The organism is Nocardia sp. NPDC052112, assembly GCF_040680135.1.
GTDB lineage: Bacteria > Actinomycetota > Actinomycetes > Mycobacteriales > Mycobacteriaceae > Nocardia.
In genome coordinates, this window is record NZ_JBFAWD010000010.1 from 156699 (window position 1) to 172587 (window position 15889).

Annotated in this window: 13 protein-coding genes and 2 tRNA genes; 7 read left to right on the plus strand and 8 right to left on the minus strand. The window is 65.3% G+C overall.

Annotation, left to right across the window (positions count from 1 at the left end; all coding sequences use genetic code 11):
• Nucleotides 1–27 precede the first annotated feature (27 nt).
• Complete coding sequence (locus tag AB0L58_RS21140) at nt 28–1038, minus strand: NAD(P)H-dependent glycerol-3-phosphate dehydrogenase (RefSeq protein WP_364389102.1); 1011 nt, start codon at nt 1036–1038, stop codon at nt 28–30.
• A gap of 43 nt (nt 1039–1081) precedes the next feature.
• Between AB0L58_RS21140 and cofC the strand changes: the two genes are divergently transcribed.
• From cofC to AB0L58_RS21155, 3 genes are all read left to right on the plus strand, one after another.
• Nucleotides 1082–1774 carry a 2-phospho-L-lactate guanylyltransferase gene (gene cofC / locus AB0L58_RS21145; RefSeq protein WP_364389103.1) on the plus strand — a complete coding sequence of 231 codons (693 nt, stop codon included), beginning with the start codon at nt 1082–1084 and terminating at the stop codon, nt 1772–1774.
• 160 nt (nt 1775–1934) lie between these two features.
• Complete coding sequence (locus AB0L58_RS21150) at nt 1935–4094, plus strand: RNA degradosome polyphosphate kinase (RefSeq protein ID WP_364389104.1); 2160 nt, start codon at nt 1935–1937, stop codon at nt 4092–4094.
• Nucleotides 4091–5059 carry a bifunctional NUDIX hydrolase/histidine phosphatase family protein gene (locus AB0L58_RS21155; RefSeq protein ID WP_364389105.1) on the plus strand — a complete coding sequence of 323 codons (969 nt, stop codon included), beginning with the start codon at nt 4091–4093 and terminating at the stop codon, nt 5057–5059. Before AB0L58_RS21150 ends, AB0L58_RS21155 begins: the two co-directional genes overlap by 4 nt.
• Nucleotides 5060–5267: 208 nt before the next feature.
• On the opposite strand, the gene AB0L58_RS21160 is transcribed toward AB0L58_RS21155, so the two are convergent.
• From AB0L58_RS21160 to leuC, 3 genes are all read right to left on the minus strand, one after another.
• Nucleotides 5268–5903 carry an HU family DNA-binding protein gene (locus AB0L58_RS21160; protein ID WP_364389106.1) on the minus strand — a complete coding sequence of 212 codons (636 nt, stop codon included), beginning with the start codon at nt 5901–5903 and terminating at the stop codon, nt 5268–5270.
• A gap of 156 nt (nt 5904–6059) precedes the next feature.
• Nucleotides 6060–6668 carry a 3-isopropylmalate dehydratase small subunit gene (leuD, locus tag AB0L58_RS21165; protein WP_364389249.1) on the minus strand — a complete coding sequence of 203 codons (609 nt, stop codon included), beginning with the start codon at nt 6666–6668 and terminating at the stop codon, nt 6060–6062.
• 154 nt (nt 6669–6822) lie between these two features.
• Entirely contained in the window at nt 6823–8244 is a 1422-nt protein-coding gene (leuC, locus tag AB0L58_RS21170; protein WP_364389107.1) for a 3-isopropylmalate dehydratase large subunit, read from the minus strand.
• 148 nt (nt 8245–8392) lie between these two features.
• Between leuC and AB0L58_RS21175 the strand changes: the two genes are divergently transcribed.
• The 3 genes from AB0L58_RS21175 to AB0L58_RS21185 all read left to right on the plus strand — a co-directional run bounded on the left by AB0L58_RS21175 (nt 8393) and on the right by AB0L58_RS21185 (nt 9984).
• The gene (locus tag AB0L58_RS21175; RefSeq protein ID WP_364389108.1) at nt 8393–9094 is read left to right on the plus strand and encodes an IclR family transcriptional regulator; all 702 of its coding nucleotides are present in this window, start codon (nt 8393–8395) and stop codon (nt 9092–9094) included.
• A 34-nt stretch (nt 9095–9128) separates the two neighbouring features.
• A complete protein-coding gene (locus AB0L58_RS21180) occupies nt 9129–9665 on the plus strand; it encodes a PPOX class F420-dependent oxidoreductase (protein WP_364389109.1) in 537 nt (178 codons plus the stop codon).
• Between the two features lie 130 nt (nt 9666–9795).
• Nucleotides 9796–9984, plus strand: coding sequence for a DUF5302 domain-containing protein (locus AB0L58_RS21185; protein ID WP_364389110.1), 189 nt, complete (start codon nt 9796–9798; stop codon nt 9982–9984).
• An 819-nt stretch (nt 9985–10803) separates the two neighbouring features.
• Here AB0L58_RS21185 and AB0L58_RS21190 read toward each other — a convergent pair.
• From AB0L58_RS21190 to AB0L58_RS21205, 4 genes are all read right to left on the minus strand, one after another.
• Nucleotides 10804–10876, minus strand: a tRNA-Glu gene (locus AB0L58_RS21190).
• 156 nt (nt 10877–11032) lie between these two features.
• A tRNA-Gln gene (locus tag AB0L58_RS21195) sits at nt 11033–11104 on the minus strand.
• A 134-nt stretch (nt 11105–11238) separates the two neighbouring features.
• Complete coding sequence (gene gltX / locus AB0L58_RS21200) at nt 11239–12711, minus strand: glutamate--tRNA ligase (protein ID WP_364389111.1); 1473 nt, start codon at nt 12709–12711, stop codon at nt 11239–11241.
• Nucleotides 12712–12724: 13 nt separating this feature from the next.
• Complete coding sequence (locus AB0L58_RS21205; RefSeq protein ID WP_364389112.1) at nt 12725–13498, minus strand: fumarylacetoacetate hydrolase family protein; 774 nt, start codon at nt 13496–13498, stop codon at nt 12725–12727.
• Nucleotides 13499–13708: 210 nt separating this feature from the next.
• Between AB0L58_RS21205 and AB0L58_RS21210 the strand changes: the two genes are divergently transcribed.
• Nucleotides 13709–14890, plus strand: a complete 1182-nt coding sequence (locus AB0L58_RS21210; RefSeq protein WP_364389113.1) for an MFS transporter — start codon at nt 13709–13711, stop codon at nt 14888–14890.
• Nucleotides 14891–15889 lie beyond the last annotated feature (999 nt).

Genomic DNA, 15889 nt, shown 5'->3' on the forward strand with positions numbered 1-15889 from the left:
CGCCGAACCAACCTCGCGCCCGTGCGGCTATAGCGTGCGCCCCCATTCCGGTTTGATCCGACGGCCCAGCAGATTGCCGACCGCCTCGCTCACCGAAAGGCCCTCGTGACATACCTGGTGCACCGATGTCGTCAGCGGCATCTCGACATCGTGCGCCGCCGCCAGTGCCCGAACCGATGTGCACGACTTCACACCCTCGGCGACCTGACCATGGGTGGCCTCCTGGGCCGCCTCCATGGACCCGCCCGCTCCGAGGACATGCCCGAACGACCGATTGCGCGACAGCGGCGAGGTACAGGTCGCGACCAGATCGCCGACCCCGGCCAGCCCCGCCAACGTGACCGGCTCCGCGCCGAGTGCGACCCCGAGCCGGATGATCTCGGCCAGCCCGCGGGTGATCAGGCTGGCGACCGAGTTGTCACCCAACCCCATTCCCGACGCGATGCCGCACGCAAGGGCGATGACGTTCTTGCACGCCCCACCGATCTCGCAGCCGATCACATCGGTATTGGTGTAGGGCCGGAAATAGCCGTTGGCGCATGCCTGCTGCAGGGCGACCGCCCGCGCGGCATCGGTGCACGCGATCACGGTGGCCGCGGGCTGCTCGTCCGCGATCTCCTTGGCCAGATTCGGGCCGGACAGCACCGCGATGCGGCTCTCGTCCGCACCGGTGACCGCACCGATGACCTGGCTCATCCGCAGCAGCGTGCCGGTCTCGATGCCCTTGGCCAGACTCAGCAGTGCGGCATCCGGCCCGATCGCATCCCGCCACTTCTCGAGATTCGCGCGCAGGGATTGCGATGGAACCGCGAGCACGACGATATCCGCACCGTCGAGCGCTTCGGCGTGGTCGTGGGTCGCCGCCACGCTGGGCAATTGCACATCGGGCAGATAGAACGGATTGCGATGTTCGGTGGCCAGGGCCTTGGCCACCTCGGGCCGCCTTGCCCAGATCGTGACGTCGGTTCCCGCGTCCGCCAACACCTTCGCGAACGCGGTCCCCCATGATCCCGCGCCCAGCACTGCCGCCCTCGTCATCTGCCCAATATGCCACGGAACCACTCATGAAAGGATCAGGACCATGCATGCGTTGCACGCCGTGATCGCGGTGAAGAGCCTCGATCAGGCCAAGAGCCGCCTGGCCGATCGGCTGCGCCCGGAACACCGGGCCCGGCTGGTGCTCGCCATGCTCGCCGATACCGTGTCCGCCGCCGTCGCGGTGCCGCGGATCGCGTCGGTCACCGTGGTGACCCCGGATCCGGTTGTCGCCGAGCGGGCGCGCAGACTCGGCGCGGTGGTGCATCCCGAGCCCCGTCGCGAAGCGATCGATACGACCGATCCGGACGGCCTGAACACCGCGCTCACCGACGCGGCGACGGCATTGCGGCACCGGCACGGTCCGGTCGAACTGCTCGCCCTGCAGGCGGACCTGCCCGCCTTGCGCCCCGACGAACTCTCCGGGATGCTGACCACCGCACCGATCGGCGTTCGATCGATCGTCGTCGACCACGCGGGCAGCGGCACGGCCGCGCTAGTGGTTCGCGATACCACCGCCGCGCTGGATCCACGCTTCGGTCCCAGCTCGGCGCGGCGGCATATCGCGGCGGGCGCGGTCGACCTGCACGGTGACTGGCCCGGATTGCGGCTCGACGTCGACACCGCCGACGATCTGGACCGCGCCATCGAACTCGGCGCCGGGGTTTCGACAGGTGCTGTTCTGCACGACATCGGTTGGCCGATTCACGTTCACGAGCGGGTACGCCGGGTGTGCTAGCCGGTCGCCGCATCCCCGTGATGCGCGCGGCAATGATGATGTCGGGCTGTGCACGGCCTGGTTCGTAGGGGATGATCGTTGGCGTGAGTGAGCGAAGCAAGCGATTTCGGAACCAGCGTGCCTCGCGCGTGTCGGGGCCGCGTCCCAGCGAGGCGCGGACATGAGCGATATCGAAACCGTCAAACAGCAGATACTGCCGAACGCACTGCCCGCCGCGACACCGCCGGCCGCGGATGCCATCGCGCAGCGGTTGCCACGTGATCGCTACCTGAACCGCGAACTCAGTTGGCTGGACTTCAACACCCGAGTGCTCGCACTTGCCGAGGACGCGTCGCTGCCATTGTTGGAGCGCGCCAAATTCCTTGCGATCTTCGCCTCCAATCTGGACGAGTTCTATATGGTCCGCGTCGCCGGTCTCAAACGCCGTGCCGAGACCGGACTTTCGGTGCGTTCGGCCGACGGCCGGTCGCCCACCGAGCAGTTGGAACTGATCGCGGCACGTGCCCAGGAGATCGCCGACCGGCACGCTCGCGCGTTCCTGGACTCGGTGCTGCCCGCATTGACCGCCGAGGGCATCGCGGTCATCGACTGGTCCGATCTGGACGACGATGAGCGGCGGCGGCTCTCGGGCTACTTCCAGGATCAGGTTTTTCCGGTACTCACCCCGCTCGCGGTGGATCCGGCGCATCCGTTCCCCTACATCAGCGGGCTGAGTCTCAACCTCGCGGTGACGGTGAAGGATTCCTCCACCGGCGGTGAGCATTTCGCTCGCGTCAAGGTGCCCGACAACGTCGATCGCTTCATTCGTGTGCGGCGCACCGATTCCGGGTCGCCCGTCGCGGCGTTCCTGCCGATGGAGGAACTGATCGCCGCACACCTCGATATGTTGTTTCCGGGTATGAAGGTGGTCGAACACCATTCGTTCCGGATCACCCGCAATGCCGATTTCGAGGTCGACGAGGATCGCGACGAGGATCTGCTGCAGGCGCTCGAGCGCGAACTCGCCCGTCGCCGCTTCGGATCGCCGGTTCGACTAGAGGTCTCCGACGATATGACCGAGCACATGCTCGATCTGCTGCTGCGTGAACTCGAGGTCGATCCCGGCGATGTGATCCAGGTGCCCGGTCTGCTTGATCTGTCCTGCTTGTGGCAGGTGTGCGGCGTGGACCGGCCCAATCTCAAGGACGCACCATACGTCCCCGCAACGCCGCCCGCGTTCGGCGAGCGCGAAACCCCGCGCAATGTCTTCCAGGCGCTGCGCGAGGGCGATGTGCTGGTGCATCACCCCTACGACTCGTTCTCCACCAGCGTGCAGCGCTTCATCGAACAGGCCGCCGGCGACCCGCAGGTACTCGCGATCAAACAGACCCTGTACCGGACCTCCGGTGATTCCCCCATCGTGAACGCGCTCATCGACGCGGCCGAGGCGGGTAAACAGGTCGTCGCACTGGTCGAGATCAAGGCCCGCTTCGACGAGCAGGCCAATATCAAATGGGCCCGCGCGCTGGAACAGGCGGGGGTGCACGTGGTCTACGGCCTCATCGGCCTCAAGACGCACTGCAAGACCTGCCTGGTCGTGCGCCGCGAGGGTTCGACCATCCGCCGCTACTGCCATATCGGTACCGGCAACTACAACCCGAAGACCGCGCGACTCTACGAGGACGTCGGGTTGCTCACCGCCGCACCGGAAATCGGCGCCGATCTGACCGATCTGTTCAATTCGCTGACTGGTTACTCGCGAAAGTCCAACTACCGCAACCTGCTTGTCGCACCGCAGGGGGTACGCGCCGGAATCATCGAACGGATCCAGCGCGAGATCGAACTGGCACAGCAGGGTGTCCCGGCACGAATCCGGATAAAGGCCAATGCAATTGTCGACGAGCAAGTCATAGACGAGCTCTACCGAGCTTCTCAGGCCGGTATACCGGTGCAGATCGTGGTACGCGGCATCTGCGGTCTGCGCCCCGGCGTCGCGGAAATGAGCGAGAACATCGAGGTGCGCTCGATTCTCGGTCGCTTCCTGGAGCATTCGCGAATTCTGCACTTCCAGGCCCAGGACGAATACTGGATCGGCAGCGCCGACATGATGCACCGGAATCTGGATAGGCGCGTCGAAGTCATGGCGCAGGTCAAAGATCCGAAGCTGTGCGAGCAGCTGGGCTCGGTCTTCGACTCGGCGCTGTATCCGACGACCCGCTGCTGGGTCCTCCAGCCCGACGGCAGCTGGCTTGCCTCGCCCGACGGCGCCGATCGCAATGGCGTCGAGGTACGTGACCACCAGGAATTCATGATGCGACTGCGGAGACCGGATCAGCCGTGAGCCGTACGACGGGATATGAGCAGGGCGGGGGGCCGTTCTGGGATCCCCGGGTAACAGCCAACATTCACGCCGCGGGTGCGGTGCTGTGGCGCAAAGCGGCCGCCGAATCCGACGCCATCGAGATCGCCGTGGTGCACCGTCCCAAGTATCAGGATTGGTCGCTGCCGAAAGGCAAACTCGATCCGGGCGAGACGCCGGTGCTCGCCGCCGTGCGCGAGGTCCGTGAGGAGACAGGCCTGGATTGCCGGCTCGGCCGCTACCTCGGACACGTCACCTATCCGATTCCGGGTCACCGGAAACTCAAGCGGGTCGATTATTGGGCAGCCGAGGTTTCCGGCGGTGAATTCAGCGCCAATTCCGAGGTCGATGTGCTGTCCTGGTACTCCTTGGACCGGGTGATGGACCAATTGTCGTATCCGATGGACCGACAGGTGATGCGCGCCTTCACCCGCCTGCCCGCGGCCACCGCCACGCTGCTTGTGGTGCGGCACGCCAAGGCGGGCAGCAGGGACCGATTCGACGGTACGGACGAGCAGCGCCCGCTGGAGCGGGCCGGTCGGGCCCAAGCCGCGGCTTTGGTCCCGAATCTGCTGGCATACGGTGCGTCCGAGATCTTTTCGGCCGATCCGGACCGCTGCGTCCAGACAGTGGAACCACTGGCGGCGAAACTCGGCGCGCCCATCAACATCGAACCGGATTTCTCCGAAACCGCTTATGCCGCAGCGCCGGACAAGGCTCGACAGCGCGCCGTTACCCTTGTCTCGGATCATGCGGTGCGCGTTCTGTGCAGTCAGGGCAAGGTAATTCCCGATCTGCTGCGGTGGTGGGCCGATCGAGACGGCATTACGCTGCCGTCCGCGCGCAACCGCAAGGGCAGTGTGTGGGTGTTGTCGTTCGTCTCGGGGCGACTGGTCGCCGCCGACCACCTCGACCGGTCACTGTCGGACGCCATCGTCAAATCCTGACGCGCTGTGCCTACCCACCCCGCCGGCTCCGCAGGCTGCCGTCCCCGAAGAAGGCCGACAATCGTCACACAGTTGTTTCTCGATACCAAACCGAGACGCGGACAGCCGAAACGGCCCCGGGGCGAGCCCCGGGGCCGTCTCGAGCCGGTATTGGGGGGTGATTCTGCCTAGCGGAGCCGAATCACCCGGTGACGCCGCATCTTCAGTGTCAGCGCGCGCGGCGCGCCGGAGCCTTCTTGGCCGCGGTCTTCTTGGCGGGTGCCTTCTTCGCGACCGTCTTCTTGGCGGCGGTGGCCTTCTTGGCCGCTGTCGCCTTCTTGACCGGAGCCTTCTTGGCGACGGTCTTCTTGGCGGGTGCCTTCTTCGCGGCCGTCTTGGCGGCAGTTGTCTTGCGCGCCGTCGTCTTTGCCGGGGCCTTCTTGGCCGCGGCCTTCTTGGCGGGCGCCTTGGTGGCGGTCGCCTTCTTCGCGGCGGTCTTCTTTGCCGCCGTCTTCTTGGCGGCCTTCTTCGCCGCCACCGCTACATTCGCGCCGCGTTTGACGGCGGGGCCGGTCGCGGTCAGCTTCTGCTTACCCGCGATGACGGCCTTGAACTGCGCGCCCGGACGGAACGCCGGCACCGAAGTGGGCTTCACCTTCACGGTTTCGCCGGTACGCGGGTTCCGCGCGACGCGAGCCGCACGCTTACGCTGTTCGAACACACCGAATCCGGTGATTGTGACGCTCTGACCCTTGTGCACCGCGCGCACGATGGTGTCGACCACATGCTCGACTGCCGCGGTGGCCGTGCGCCTGTCCGTACCCAACTTTTCGGTCAGAACGTCGATCAGTTCCGCCTTGTTCATTGAATCCTCCGCAGACTAATGGCCCGTCGTCGGACCGACTAGGTACCACGGTAAACCCACTTTGAGCAAGAGTCTATGTGCCACGCCAAAATTCATGTGGTTTAGCACACGTCCAGCTACCGCCTCAAGGCGAACTCAGCTATCGCTACCGGGTGATTACGCCTGCGAAATATGCGCCGGGAGGGTTGTGGGTTTCCAACTTGGCCTTGCCTTTTCGAACTCGCCGATGACGTCACTACGCCGCAGTGTCAGCCCGATGTCGTCCAATCCTTCGAGCAGACGCCACCGCGTGTAGTCATCAATATCGAACGGCAACACGACGGTTCCGGCCGTCACCGTGCGTGCCTCGAGGTCTACTACCAATTCGAGACCGGGCTGTTCCTCGAGCAACTTCCAGAGCATTTCGACATCGTTCTGTGACATCTGCGCGGCCAACAGTCCACCCTTGCCCGCATTGCCGCGGAAGATGTCCGCGAAGCGCGCGGAGATGACGACTCGAAAGCCGTAGTCCGACAGCGCCCATACGGCGTGTTCACGTGACGATCCGGTGCCGAAGTCCGGACCGGCCACCAGCACGCTGCCCCGGTTATACGGTTCGGTGTTCAGAATGAAGTCCGGATCCGATCGCCATGCTGCGAACAGTCCGTCCTCGAATCCCGTTCGCGTCACCCGCTTCAGGTACACGGCCGGAATGATCTGATCGGTGTCGACATTGGATCGGCGCAGCGGCACGCCGATCCCCTTGTGCACGGTGAAGGCTTCCATTTGCTGATTCTCCTGGGTCATTAGGCGATTTGAGCTGATCGTTTCGAGTGACCTGCAAGCAGTCGCTACGGCTGCCGTTTCGAGCGACCGACAAGCGGCTGCCAGCGACCGGAAAGAGCGATTCGGCGCAGACACAACGGTGTCCGCACGCCGATCAGTCCAGATCCGCAGGCGAGGACAGGGTGCCGCGAACAGCCGTAGCGGCCGCTACGAGCGGGGAAACCAGGTGTGTACGGCCACCTTTGCCTTGCCTTCCCTCGAAGTTGCGGTTCGAAGTGGAGGCGCAACGCTGACCCGGCGCGAGCTGATCGGGATTCATTCCCAAGCACATCGAGCAGCCCGCCTGACGCCATTCGGCGCCCGCCGCTGTGAAAATCTCGCCCAGTCCTTCTTTTTCCGCCTGGGCGCGAACCCGCATAGATCCCGGTACAACCAACATTCGCACCCCGTCCGCGACGTGGCGTCCCTGCAAAATCCCGGCCACAGCACGCAAATCCTCGATGCGTCCGTTGGTGCACGAGCCGACGAATACGGCGTCGACCGATACATCACGAAGTGGAGTACCCGGCTCCAAATCCATGTATCGCAACGCTTTCTCCGCGGACTCGCGCGCCGTCTCGTCGGTAATCCGCGCGGGATCGGGCACGCTGTCGCCCAGCGGCGCACCCTGCCCCGGGTTGGTGCCCCAGGTGACGAACGGGGTCAGCGAGCTGGCGTCGATGTGCACCTCGGCGTCGAAAACCGCGCCATCGTCGGTCTTCAGCGCCTCCCAGGCGGCCACTGCGGCATCCCAGTCGGCTCCCTGCGGCGCGTGCGGGCGGCCTTTGAGGAATTCATAGGTGGTTTCGTCAGGAGCGATCATGCCGGCCCGCGCGCCCGCCTCGATCGACATGTTGCAGATGGTCATTCGCGCCTCCATGGACATGGCGCGAATGGCCTCGCCGCGATACTCGAGCACGTAGCCCTGACCGCCGCCGGTGCCGATCTGGGCGATGACGGCCAGAATCAGGTCCTTACTCGTGACACCGGGCGGCAATTGGCCGTCGACGGTGATCGCCATGGTCTTGAACGGGCGCAGCGAGAGTGTCTGGGTGGCAAGGACGTGCTCGACCTCGCTGGTGCCGATACCCATCGCCAGCGCGCCGAACGCGCCGTGCGTCGAAGTATGGCTATCGCCGCACACCACCGTCATCCCCGGCTGGGTCAGGCCCAATTGCGGCCCGACGACGTGCACGATGCCCTGATCCAGATCCCCCATCGGATGCAGGCGCACACCGAATTCCGCACAATTACGGCGCAGCGTCTCGACCTGGGTGCGCGAAATCGGGTCGGCAATCGGCTTATCGATATCGATCGTCGGGACGTTGTGGTCCTCGGTCGCGATGGTGAGATCGGGGCGGCGCACCGGCCGGCCCGCGGCGCGAAGTCCGTCGAAGGCCTGCGGGCTGGTCACCTCGTGTACGAGGTGCAGATCGATGTAGATCAGATCGGGCGCACGCGAGGCGCCCTCGCCCTCCCCGTGGGCGACGACGTGCTGCTCCCACACCTTCTCGGCCAGTGTGCGGCGCTCGGCCATTCTCGATCACCTTTCCGACGAGCAACCGATGCACGCGATCCGGGCTGAGGCGCGCGCACGGTTGCACAAGTTTGGCTGTTTTCGACGCGTCCGGAGCGAGCAGACCATTGAGTGGCTTTCTCAGTATCCGAGACGCTAATATCGTTCTATGAGACAGCATAGCGGTATCGGCGTCCTCGACAAAGCGGTGTCAGTGTTATATGCCGTCGCGGAGCACCCATGCGGTCTCAACGAACTGTGCACCCGCACCGGACTGCCTCGGGCCACCGCCCACCGCCTGGCCGTCGGCCTCGAGGTACACCGACTGCTCGCCCGCGACAACAACGGTCTGTGGCGGCCCGGCCCCGCCCTCGCCGAACTCGCCGCGGGGGCCACCGATCCACTGCACGAGGCCGCCGCTGCCATTCTCCCGCGCCTGCGCGAGATCACCGGCGAGAGCGTCCAGATCTACTGCCGAGACGGTAATGCGCGGGTCTGCATCGCCGCGCTGGAACCGCCGGTCGGCCTGCGCGACACTGTGCCGATCGGAGCGCGCCTGCCGCTGACCGCGGGTTCGGCGGCAAAGGTGCTGGTCGCCTGGGCGGATCCGGAACTGCAGCGCACCATCCTGGCCGACGCGGTCTTCGGCGAGCGGGCATTGGCCGAGGTCCGCAAGCGCGGCTGGGCCCAGAGCGCCGCCGAGCGGGCCAGCGGCGTAGCCAGCGTCTCGGCACCCGTGCGCGACGCCGCGGGCCACGTCATCGCGGCGGTCTCGGTATCGGGACCGATCGATCGCATGGGCCGCAGACCCGGCGCCCGCTGGGCGGCCGACCTGGTCGCCGCCGCGGACGCACTCCACAAAAGGCTGTAACACGTTCTAGTTACAGCCTCTAGAGTTGGTGCGCATGGGAGTAAACCAACGGGCGCAGATCGTCATGTCCGACGCCGAGATTTCCGAATTCCTGGAGCGCAGCCGCATCGCGACGCTGGCCACCATCGGTCCCAACGGTGCACCGCACCTGACCGCGATGTGGTACGCGCTCATCGATGGCGATATTGCGCCCGACGGCATGGTCCGCAAGCTGCCCGAGCTCTGGTTCGAAACCAAGGCCAAGTCGCAGAAGGCGGTGAATCTGCGCCGCGATCCCCGCATCACCTGCATGGTCGAGGCAGGCCAGACCTACGACCAATTGCGCGGCGTCTCCATCGAGGGCCATGCCGAGATCATCGACGATCCGGAGAAGCTCTACGCCGTCGGCGTGAGCGTCTGGGAGCGCTACACCGGCCCCTACAGCGAAGAGGTCCGCCCGCTCGTCGAGCAGATGCTCAACAAGCGCATAGCGGTCCGCGTGGTCCCGAATCGCCTGCGCAGCTGGGACCACCGCAAGCTCGGCCTCCCCCAACTCCCGCTCGGCGGCACCACCGCCCGAGCACTCGACTGATCGCGCCACGCGGGCAAAATCCGCCTGACACGCCGCACCCGGCACAGTAGCGTCAACCCTGTTCGACCCGAATCGGCAGCGCGGCGACGCCCCGTGGCGCGACGCGCGGCCGCGACGACGAGGAGCAGACATGGCGGAAAGTTCCAACGGCAAGGCGGCCCCCAGCACCGAAGAGGTCAAACGCAAGTTCAAGGAAGCCCTGGAGCGCAAAAACCAGCACCACGCCAAGTCGACCGACCACCTCGACGGCCGCTCCAAAGCAACCACCACTCATGGCAACGCCAGCCACAAGCGAGAGTTCCGCCGCAAGAGCGGGTAGGAAGCTCACCAACCCGAAAAGGCCCTCCAGCGAAACCCCTGGAGGGCCTTTTGCGTGCCGCCGAACTCTCTTCCTATGGATCAGAGCCTGGGGAACCCCCGGATATCCGGGCGCAAAGCCCTCCGGGCAACGCGGAAATCGCGTACTACCACGACATACCGCCCAAAGGCGCGCCACCAAGTCCAACGGCACTTCTGCCAGCCGAGCTCAGGACGAAGCTCCCGACCCAACTCATGGCCCAGGAGCGAAGCCCACCCAGTGGGATATGAGATTCAACCCACACCCAACTGATGAACCGGTCCCCGCCAGCACGACAACACCCAGTAGCGCGCCACATCCATACAACGGCACCCGACCTGCCGTTCTGAAGGTAGCCACCCGAGTCGGTCGTCCGAGAGCGGAGCCCACCCGCGGTATGGATCTCCAACTCATAACCTCAACGAACAAGTCACCCGCCAGTACGACAACACCCGAACGGCGCGGAATCGGAGCGACCTCCACAATGGCGCCCTGACCTGCTGTTCCGGGGCGAAGCCCACGGCCGGACTCGGCGCCACAAGAACGAAGCTCTTCAGCTGGGGCATGAGATTCCGCCAAACAGCGAATTGCCGAACCCGCCCCGTCTCCACGCCAAACCCCAGCAGCAACTGACAGAGTCACACTCTCACAACGGCACCCTGACCTGCTATTCCGGGGCGAAGATCCCGGCGGGACTCGGGGGCCGGGGGCGAAGCCTCCGGGTGAGGGGCACCCCCCACAAAACAATGCGAAGCAGAAAAAGGCCCATGCTCTCCATGAGCATGGGCCTATTATTCTGCGTAGCCCCGACGGGATTCGAACCCGCGCTACCGCCTTGAGAGGGCGGCGTCCTAGGCCGCTAGACGACGGGGCCAGGACTCGATCCCCCACATCTCAGTGGGTGATCTTTCCGGTTTGATCTTTCGATCAGTGGAAGCTCGGTTAGCTTAGCCGACCGAAGCTCGGCGACCAAATCGCCGGATGCTGAACAACTTTCGGTCGCGCACCGAGAGACGAACAACATTCTCCGCTGGGGTACCAGGACTCGAACCTAGAATGGCTGAACCAGAATCAGCTGTGTTGCCAATTACACCATACCCCAATGACCAGGACGTTCGACCTCGTGTCCGGCTGACCCGAGGCCCTGTTCCGAGCCGAGAAGAAGAGTACCAAACCGCATACGGTCTACTACAAATCGCCTGGTCAACGCCCTGTTTTTCGGTCAGAGGCGGAATTTCAGGCCGGTGCCGTCCAGTCCCGAGCCGAGCGCAGCCGAGCCAGGCACGCCTCGCGGCCGAGCAGCTCCAGCGATTCGTACAGCGGCGGGCTGATGTGCGAACCCGTCACCGCCACTCGCACTGGTGCGAACGCCTTACGCGGCTTGAGCCCCAGATCATCGATGAGCGCGGTTTTGAGTGCATCCTCGATAGCGGGGGTGGTCCAGGCCGTCAGCGGCTCCAGCGCGGCAATTGCGGCGTCCAATACCGACGTCGCGTCGGAACCGAGATTCTTCGACCCCGCCGCGGGATCAATCGCGAACTCTTCCGCAGGTGCAAACAAGAAACGCAGCAGATCCCATGCGTCGGACAACACAACGATTCGGGTCTGCACCAGTTCGGCGGCCGCGGCGAACAACTTATCGTCGATGTCGGCGCCTATGTGGCCGTGTTCGGTGAGGAACTCACGCAAGCGGTGCGCGAAATCACCCGGCTCCAGCAATCTGATGTGTTCGGCGTTGAGTGCGTCCGCCTTCTTCTGATCGAATCGGGCGGGATTCGAATTCACCTTCGAGATATCGAAGGCCGCCACCATCTCGGCCATAGAGAACACATCGCGATCTTCCGCGATGCCCCAGCCGAGTAGCGCCAGGTAATTCAGCAAACCCTCCGGGATGAATCCCCTGTCCCGATGGACGAACAGATTGGACTCCGGATCGCGCTTGGACAACTTCTTGTTGCCCTGCCCCATCACGAACGGTAGATGACCGAACTCCGGAGTGAACTCCGCGACGCCGATCCGGCGCATCGCAGCATAGAGCGCGATTTGGCGCGGGGTGGACGAAAGAATGTCCTCGCCGCGCAACACGTGGGTGATCTTCATCAATGCGTCGTCGACCGGGTTAACCAGCGTATAGAGCGGATCGCCATTACCGCGGGTGAGTGCGAAATCGGGCACGGTACCCGCTTTGAAGGTGGTTTCACCGCGCACGAGATCGTGCCAGGTGATGTCATCGTCAGGCATTCGGAGCCGGATTACCGCCGGGCGTCCGGCGGCCCGAAAGGCCTCGATCTGCTCGGGGGTGAGATCACGGTCGTAGTTGTCGTAGCCGAGTTTCGGATCGCGGCCCGCGGCGCGATGGCGCGCCTCGACTTCCTCGGGCGTGGAGAACGATTCGTACGCCTCACCAGCCGCCAGCAAATTCCGCACGACCTCCATATGCAGCTCGCGTCGCTGTGATTGCCGATAGGGCGCATAGGGCCCGCCGACCTCCGGGCCCTCATCCCAAGTGAGGCCGAGCCAGCGCAACGCGTCCAGGATCGCACCATAGGATTCTTCGGAATCGCGTGCGGCATCGGTATCTTCGATGCGGAAGACGAACTTGCCACCGGTGTGGCGGGCGTATGCCCAATTGAACAGCGCCGTCCGGACCAGGCCGACATGCGGCGTTCCGGTCGGTGACGGGCAGAAGCGGACCCGTACTTCAGTCATGGCTCTCTTTCGACTAGCGCTTGGCGGCAACAGGATTGGTGAGGGTTCCGATGCCCTCGACGGTCACGGAGACGTTCTGCCCCGCCTGCAACGGGCCGACACCCTCCGGGGTGCCGGTGAGCAGCACATCGCCGGGCAGCAGCGTCATCACCGTGGTAACCCATTCGATGAGCTTCGGAATATCGTGCAGCAGAAGCGAAGTACGGCTGCGCTGGCGAATCTCGCCGTCGACTTCGGTGACGATCTCCAGATCCGAAGGGTCGAGCGAGGTTTCGATCCACGGGCCGAGCGGGCAGAAGGTGTCGTAGCCCTTGGCACGGGTCCACTGGCCGTCATGCTTCTGCTGATCACGCGCGGTCACATCGTTGGCGACGGTGTAGCCGAGCACCACATCGAGCGCGCGGGCGGCGGGCACATCCTTGCACGGACGGCCGATGACGATGGCCAGCTCACCCTCGTAGTCGACCTGGGATGAGCTGGGCGGCAATATGATCGACGCGTTCGGGCCGATGATCGAGGTACTCGGCTTCATGAAGATCACCGGATCCGCCGGTGCGACCCCACCCATTTCGGCCGCGTGCGCGGCGTAGTTCTTACCGATGCAGACCACCTTGCTGGCCAGAATCGGCGCGAGCAGGCGCACGTCGGCCAGCGGCCAACTCCGCCCGGTGAATGTCGGAGTACCGAACGGATGTTCCGCGATCTCTTTGGCGACGCTCTCGCTCCCCTCCCCCTCGATGCTGACGAAAGCGACTCCATCGGGACTGGCGATTCGACCTAGACGCATGCACCGCAGTCTATCGACCGCCCTCGACCTGCTCGAACGCGCCCGACCGAGCGGTCCGGAATCGCGCGCGCGAGCGGGTTCCGCCGCCCGCGGTGTGAGCAGTTCGACAGAAGCACAAGCGAATCCGCTCGACCACCGGGTGTATGGTGACTCCCAATGTTCATAGAATGAGAACTCATTCCCATATTCTGAGACACTGAGGTGAGGCCGATGGCTACGACCGTGACGCAGATGCGCGACATCCGACGATGGTCCATGCTCGGCCTCGGCGTGTTCGCGCAGGCCTCGAGTGCGGTCTTCGTCCACGGGGTGCCATTTCTATTGCCCGCGCTGACGGCCGATGGCATGCCACTGGCGACCGCGGGCATGCTGGTGGCCATGCCGACCGTCGGCCTGGTATGCACGCTGATCGCCTGGGGATATGTCGTCGACCGGATCGGTGAGCGCAAGGTGTTGGTCGGCGGGCCGCTGCTGATGTTCGGCGCGGGCGTCGCGGCGGCCGCCGTCACCGACTACGTACTGCTCGGCGCCGTGCTGTTCCTGGGCGGCGTCGGTGCGGCGAGTACCAATGGCGCCAGCGGCCGGGTGATCGTCGGCTGGTTTCCGCCGCAGCGACGCGGACTGGCCATGGGAATTCGGCAGACCGCACAACCCATCGGCGTCGGAATCGGCGCGCTCAGCATTCCCGCCGTTGCGGCCGCGCATGGCATCGCGGCGGCCATTCTGGTGCCCGCGGTGATGGCGGGAATCGCCGCGCTGGGCTGCCTGATCGGGATCATCGATCCGCCACGGCCCACAGGCGCGGCGGTGGATCGGACCAACCCGTATCGCGGCGATGCCACGCTGTGGCGCATCCACGCGGTGTCGGTGCTGCTGTGCATTCCCCAAGGCACCGTATGGACTTTCGCATTATTGTGGTTGCATAGTGACGTCGGCTGGTCGCTGCCCGCAGCGGGTGCTCTGGTGACCGGAACCCAATTCCTCGGCGCCCTAGGACGAATCGGCGCGGGCGCTTGGTCCGATCGCGTCGGCAGTCGTCTGGGACCGCTGCGCACCGTCGCCATCGCCGCCGTAATCGCCATGGCCGCCTTGGCTTCGGCCGCATGGGCGCATGCATGGTGGGCCGCGATCCCGCTGCTGATCGCCGCATCGGTCATCACGGTCTCCGATAACGGTTTGGCCTTCACCGCGGTTGCCGAAATCGCCGGACCGTACTGGAGCGGACGCGGTCTGGGCATTCAGAACACCGGCCAGAATCTCGCAATAGCCACCATCCCACCGGTTTTCGGCGCGCTGATCACCGCGAGCGGCTTTTCTGCCGCATACCTGCTGGCCGCCGTGCTGGCAATGGCTGCCGTTCCCTTGGTTCCCGTCGATCGACGGTCCGAATAACGGCCCCTGACGAATTCGCGCCCGTCCCGGTCCTGCCGGGGCGAGCGCTTCGCATGCACCAGGCACGTTCGGCCATCTCCTCGATAGGCGATCGTGACTCGCCGAGTCAGCAGTCGAGCAGTGCCGCGGCATCGAAGCTCGCCCCGAAAGACGTTGTCCGCCTCGACCTCCGGGGACATTGCACGGTAGCCCAGCCGGTTCTGCCGTCGGCACCATCCTCGAAGCGATCGATTCAGGACTCCGATTACGGTCCATTGCGATATGCCGAGCGTGGCCTGTTCGCGAATCTTGGGTACTCGCCGACCGCGCACTCACCCCAGCCCACGCGCACACACGGCCCGCGCATACACCCAGCCGACACCACGGGCACTCGGCCGGGCCCCACGCACACGCACGTGCCCACAGCCACGCCCACACACGGCCCGCGCATGCAGCCAGCCCACACAGGGCAGTCGGCCGGCTCACGCACTCGCCCAGCCCACGCCACGCACTAGCCCACCCCACGCCAGCCGCCCACGGACACACACTAGCCCACCCACCCCACGCCAGCCTCCCTCGCACTCGGCACTCGCACTCGCCCAGCCCACGCATACCCCTATTCCACACACAGGCACTCGGCCAGGCCCTACGCACACGCACGTCCCCACAGCCACGACCACACACGGCCCGCGCACACGGACGGCCCACGCATGCAGCCAGCCCACACAGGGCAGTCGGCCGGCTCACGCACTAGCCCACCCACCCCACGCCAGCCTCCCTCGCACTCGGCACTCGCACTCGCCCAGCCCAGGCATACCCCTATTCCACACACAGGCACTCGGCCAGGCCCTACGCACACGCACGTGCCCACAGCCACGCCCACACACGGCCCACGCATGCAGCCAGCCCACACAGGGCAGTCGCCCGGCTCACGCACTAGCCCACCCACCCCACGCCAGCCTCCCTCGCACTCGGCACTCGCACTCGCCCAGCCCAGGCATACCCCTATTCCACACACAG

What these genes read in the sequence shown, in the direction of transcription:
- AB0L58_RS21140 (WP_364389102.1), bottom strand. Translation starts at nt 1,038, where the DNA reads ATGACGAGGGCGGCAGTGCTGGGCGCGGGATCATGGGGGACCGCGTTC.
- cofC (WP_364389103.1), top strand. Translation starts at nt 1,082, where the DNA reads ATGCATGCGTTGCACGCCGTGATCGCGGTGAAGAGCCTCGATCAGGCC.
- AB0L58_RS21150 (WP_364389104.1), top strand. Translation starts at nt 1,935, where the DNA reads ATGAGCGATATCGAAACCGTCAAACAGCAGATACTGCCGAACGCACTG.
- AB0L58_RS21160 (WP_364389106.1), bottom strand. Translation starts at nt 5,903, where the DNA reads ATGAACAAGGCGGAACTGATCGACGTTCTGACCGAAAAGTTGGGTACG.
- leuD (WP_364389249.1), bottom strand. Translation starts at nt 6,668, where the DNA reads ATGGAAGCCTTCACCGTGCACAAGGGGATCGGCGTGCCGCTGCGCCGA.
- leuC (WP_364389107.1), bottom strand. Translation starts at nt 8,244, where the DNA reads ATGGCCGAGCGCCGCACACTGGCCGAGAAGGTGTGGGAGCAGCACGTC.
- AB0L58_RS21175 (WP_364389108.1), top strand. Translation starts at nt 8,393, where the DNA reads ATGAGACAGCATAGCGGTATCGGCGTCCTCGACAAAGCGGTGTCAGTG.
- AB0L58_RS21180 (WP_364389109.1), top strand. Translation starts at nt 9,129, where the DNA reads ATGGGAGTAAACCAACGGGCGCAGATCGTCATGTCCGACGCCGAGATT.
- AB0L58_RS21185 (WP_364389110.1), top strand. Translation starts at nt 9,796, where the DNA reads ATGGCGGAAAGTTCCAACGGCAAGGCGGCCCCCAGCACCGAAGAGGTC.
- gltX (WP_364389111.1), bottom strand. Translation starts at nt 12,711, where the DNA reads ATGACTGAAGTACGGGTCCGCTTCTGCCCGTCACCGACCGGAACGCCG.
- AB0L58_RS21205 (WP_364389112.1), bottom strand. Translation starts at nt 13,498, where the DNA reads ATGCGTCTAGGTCGAATCGCCAGTCCCGATGGAGTCGCTTTCGTCAGC.
- AB0L58_RS21210 (WP_364389113.1), top strand. Translation starts at nt 13,709, where the DNA reads ATGGCTACGACCGTGACGCAGATGCGCGACATCCGACGATGGTCCATG.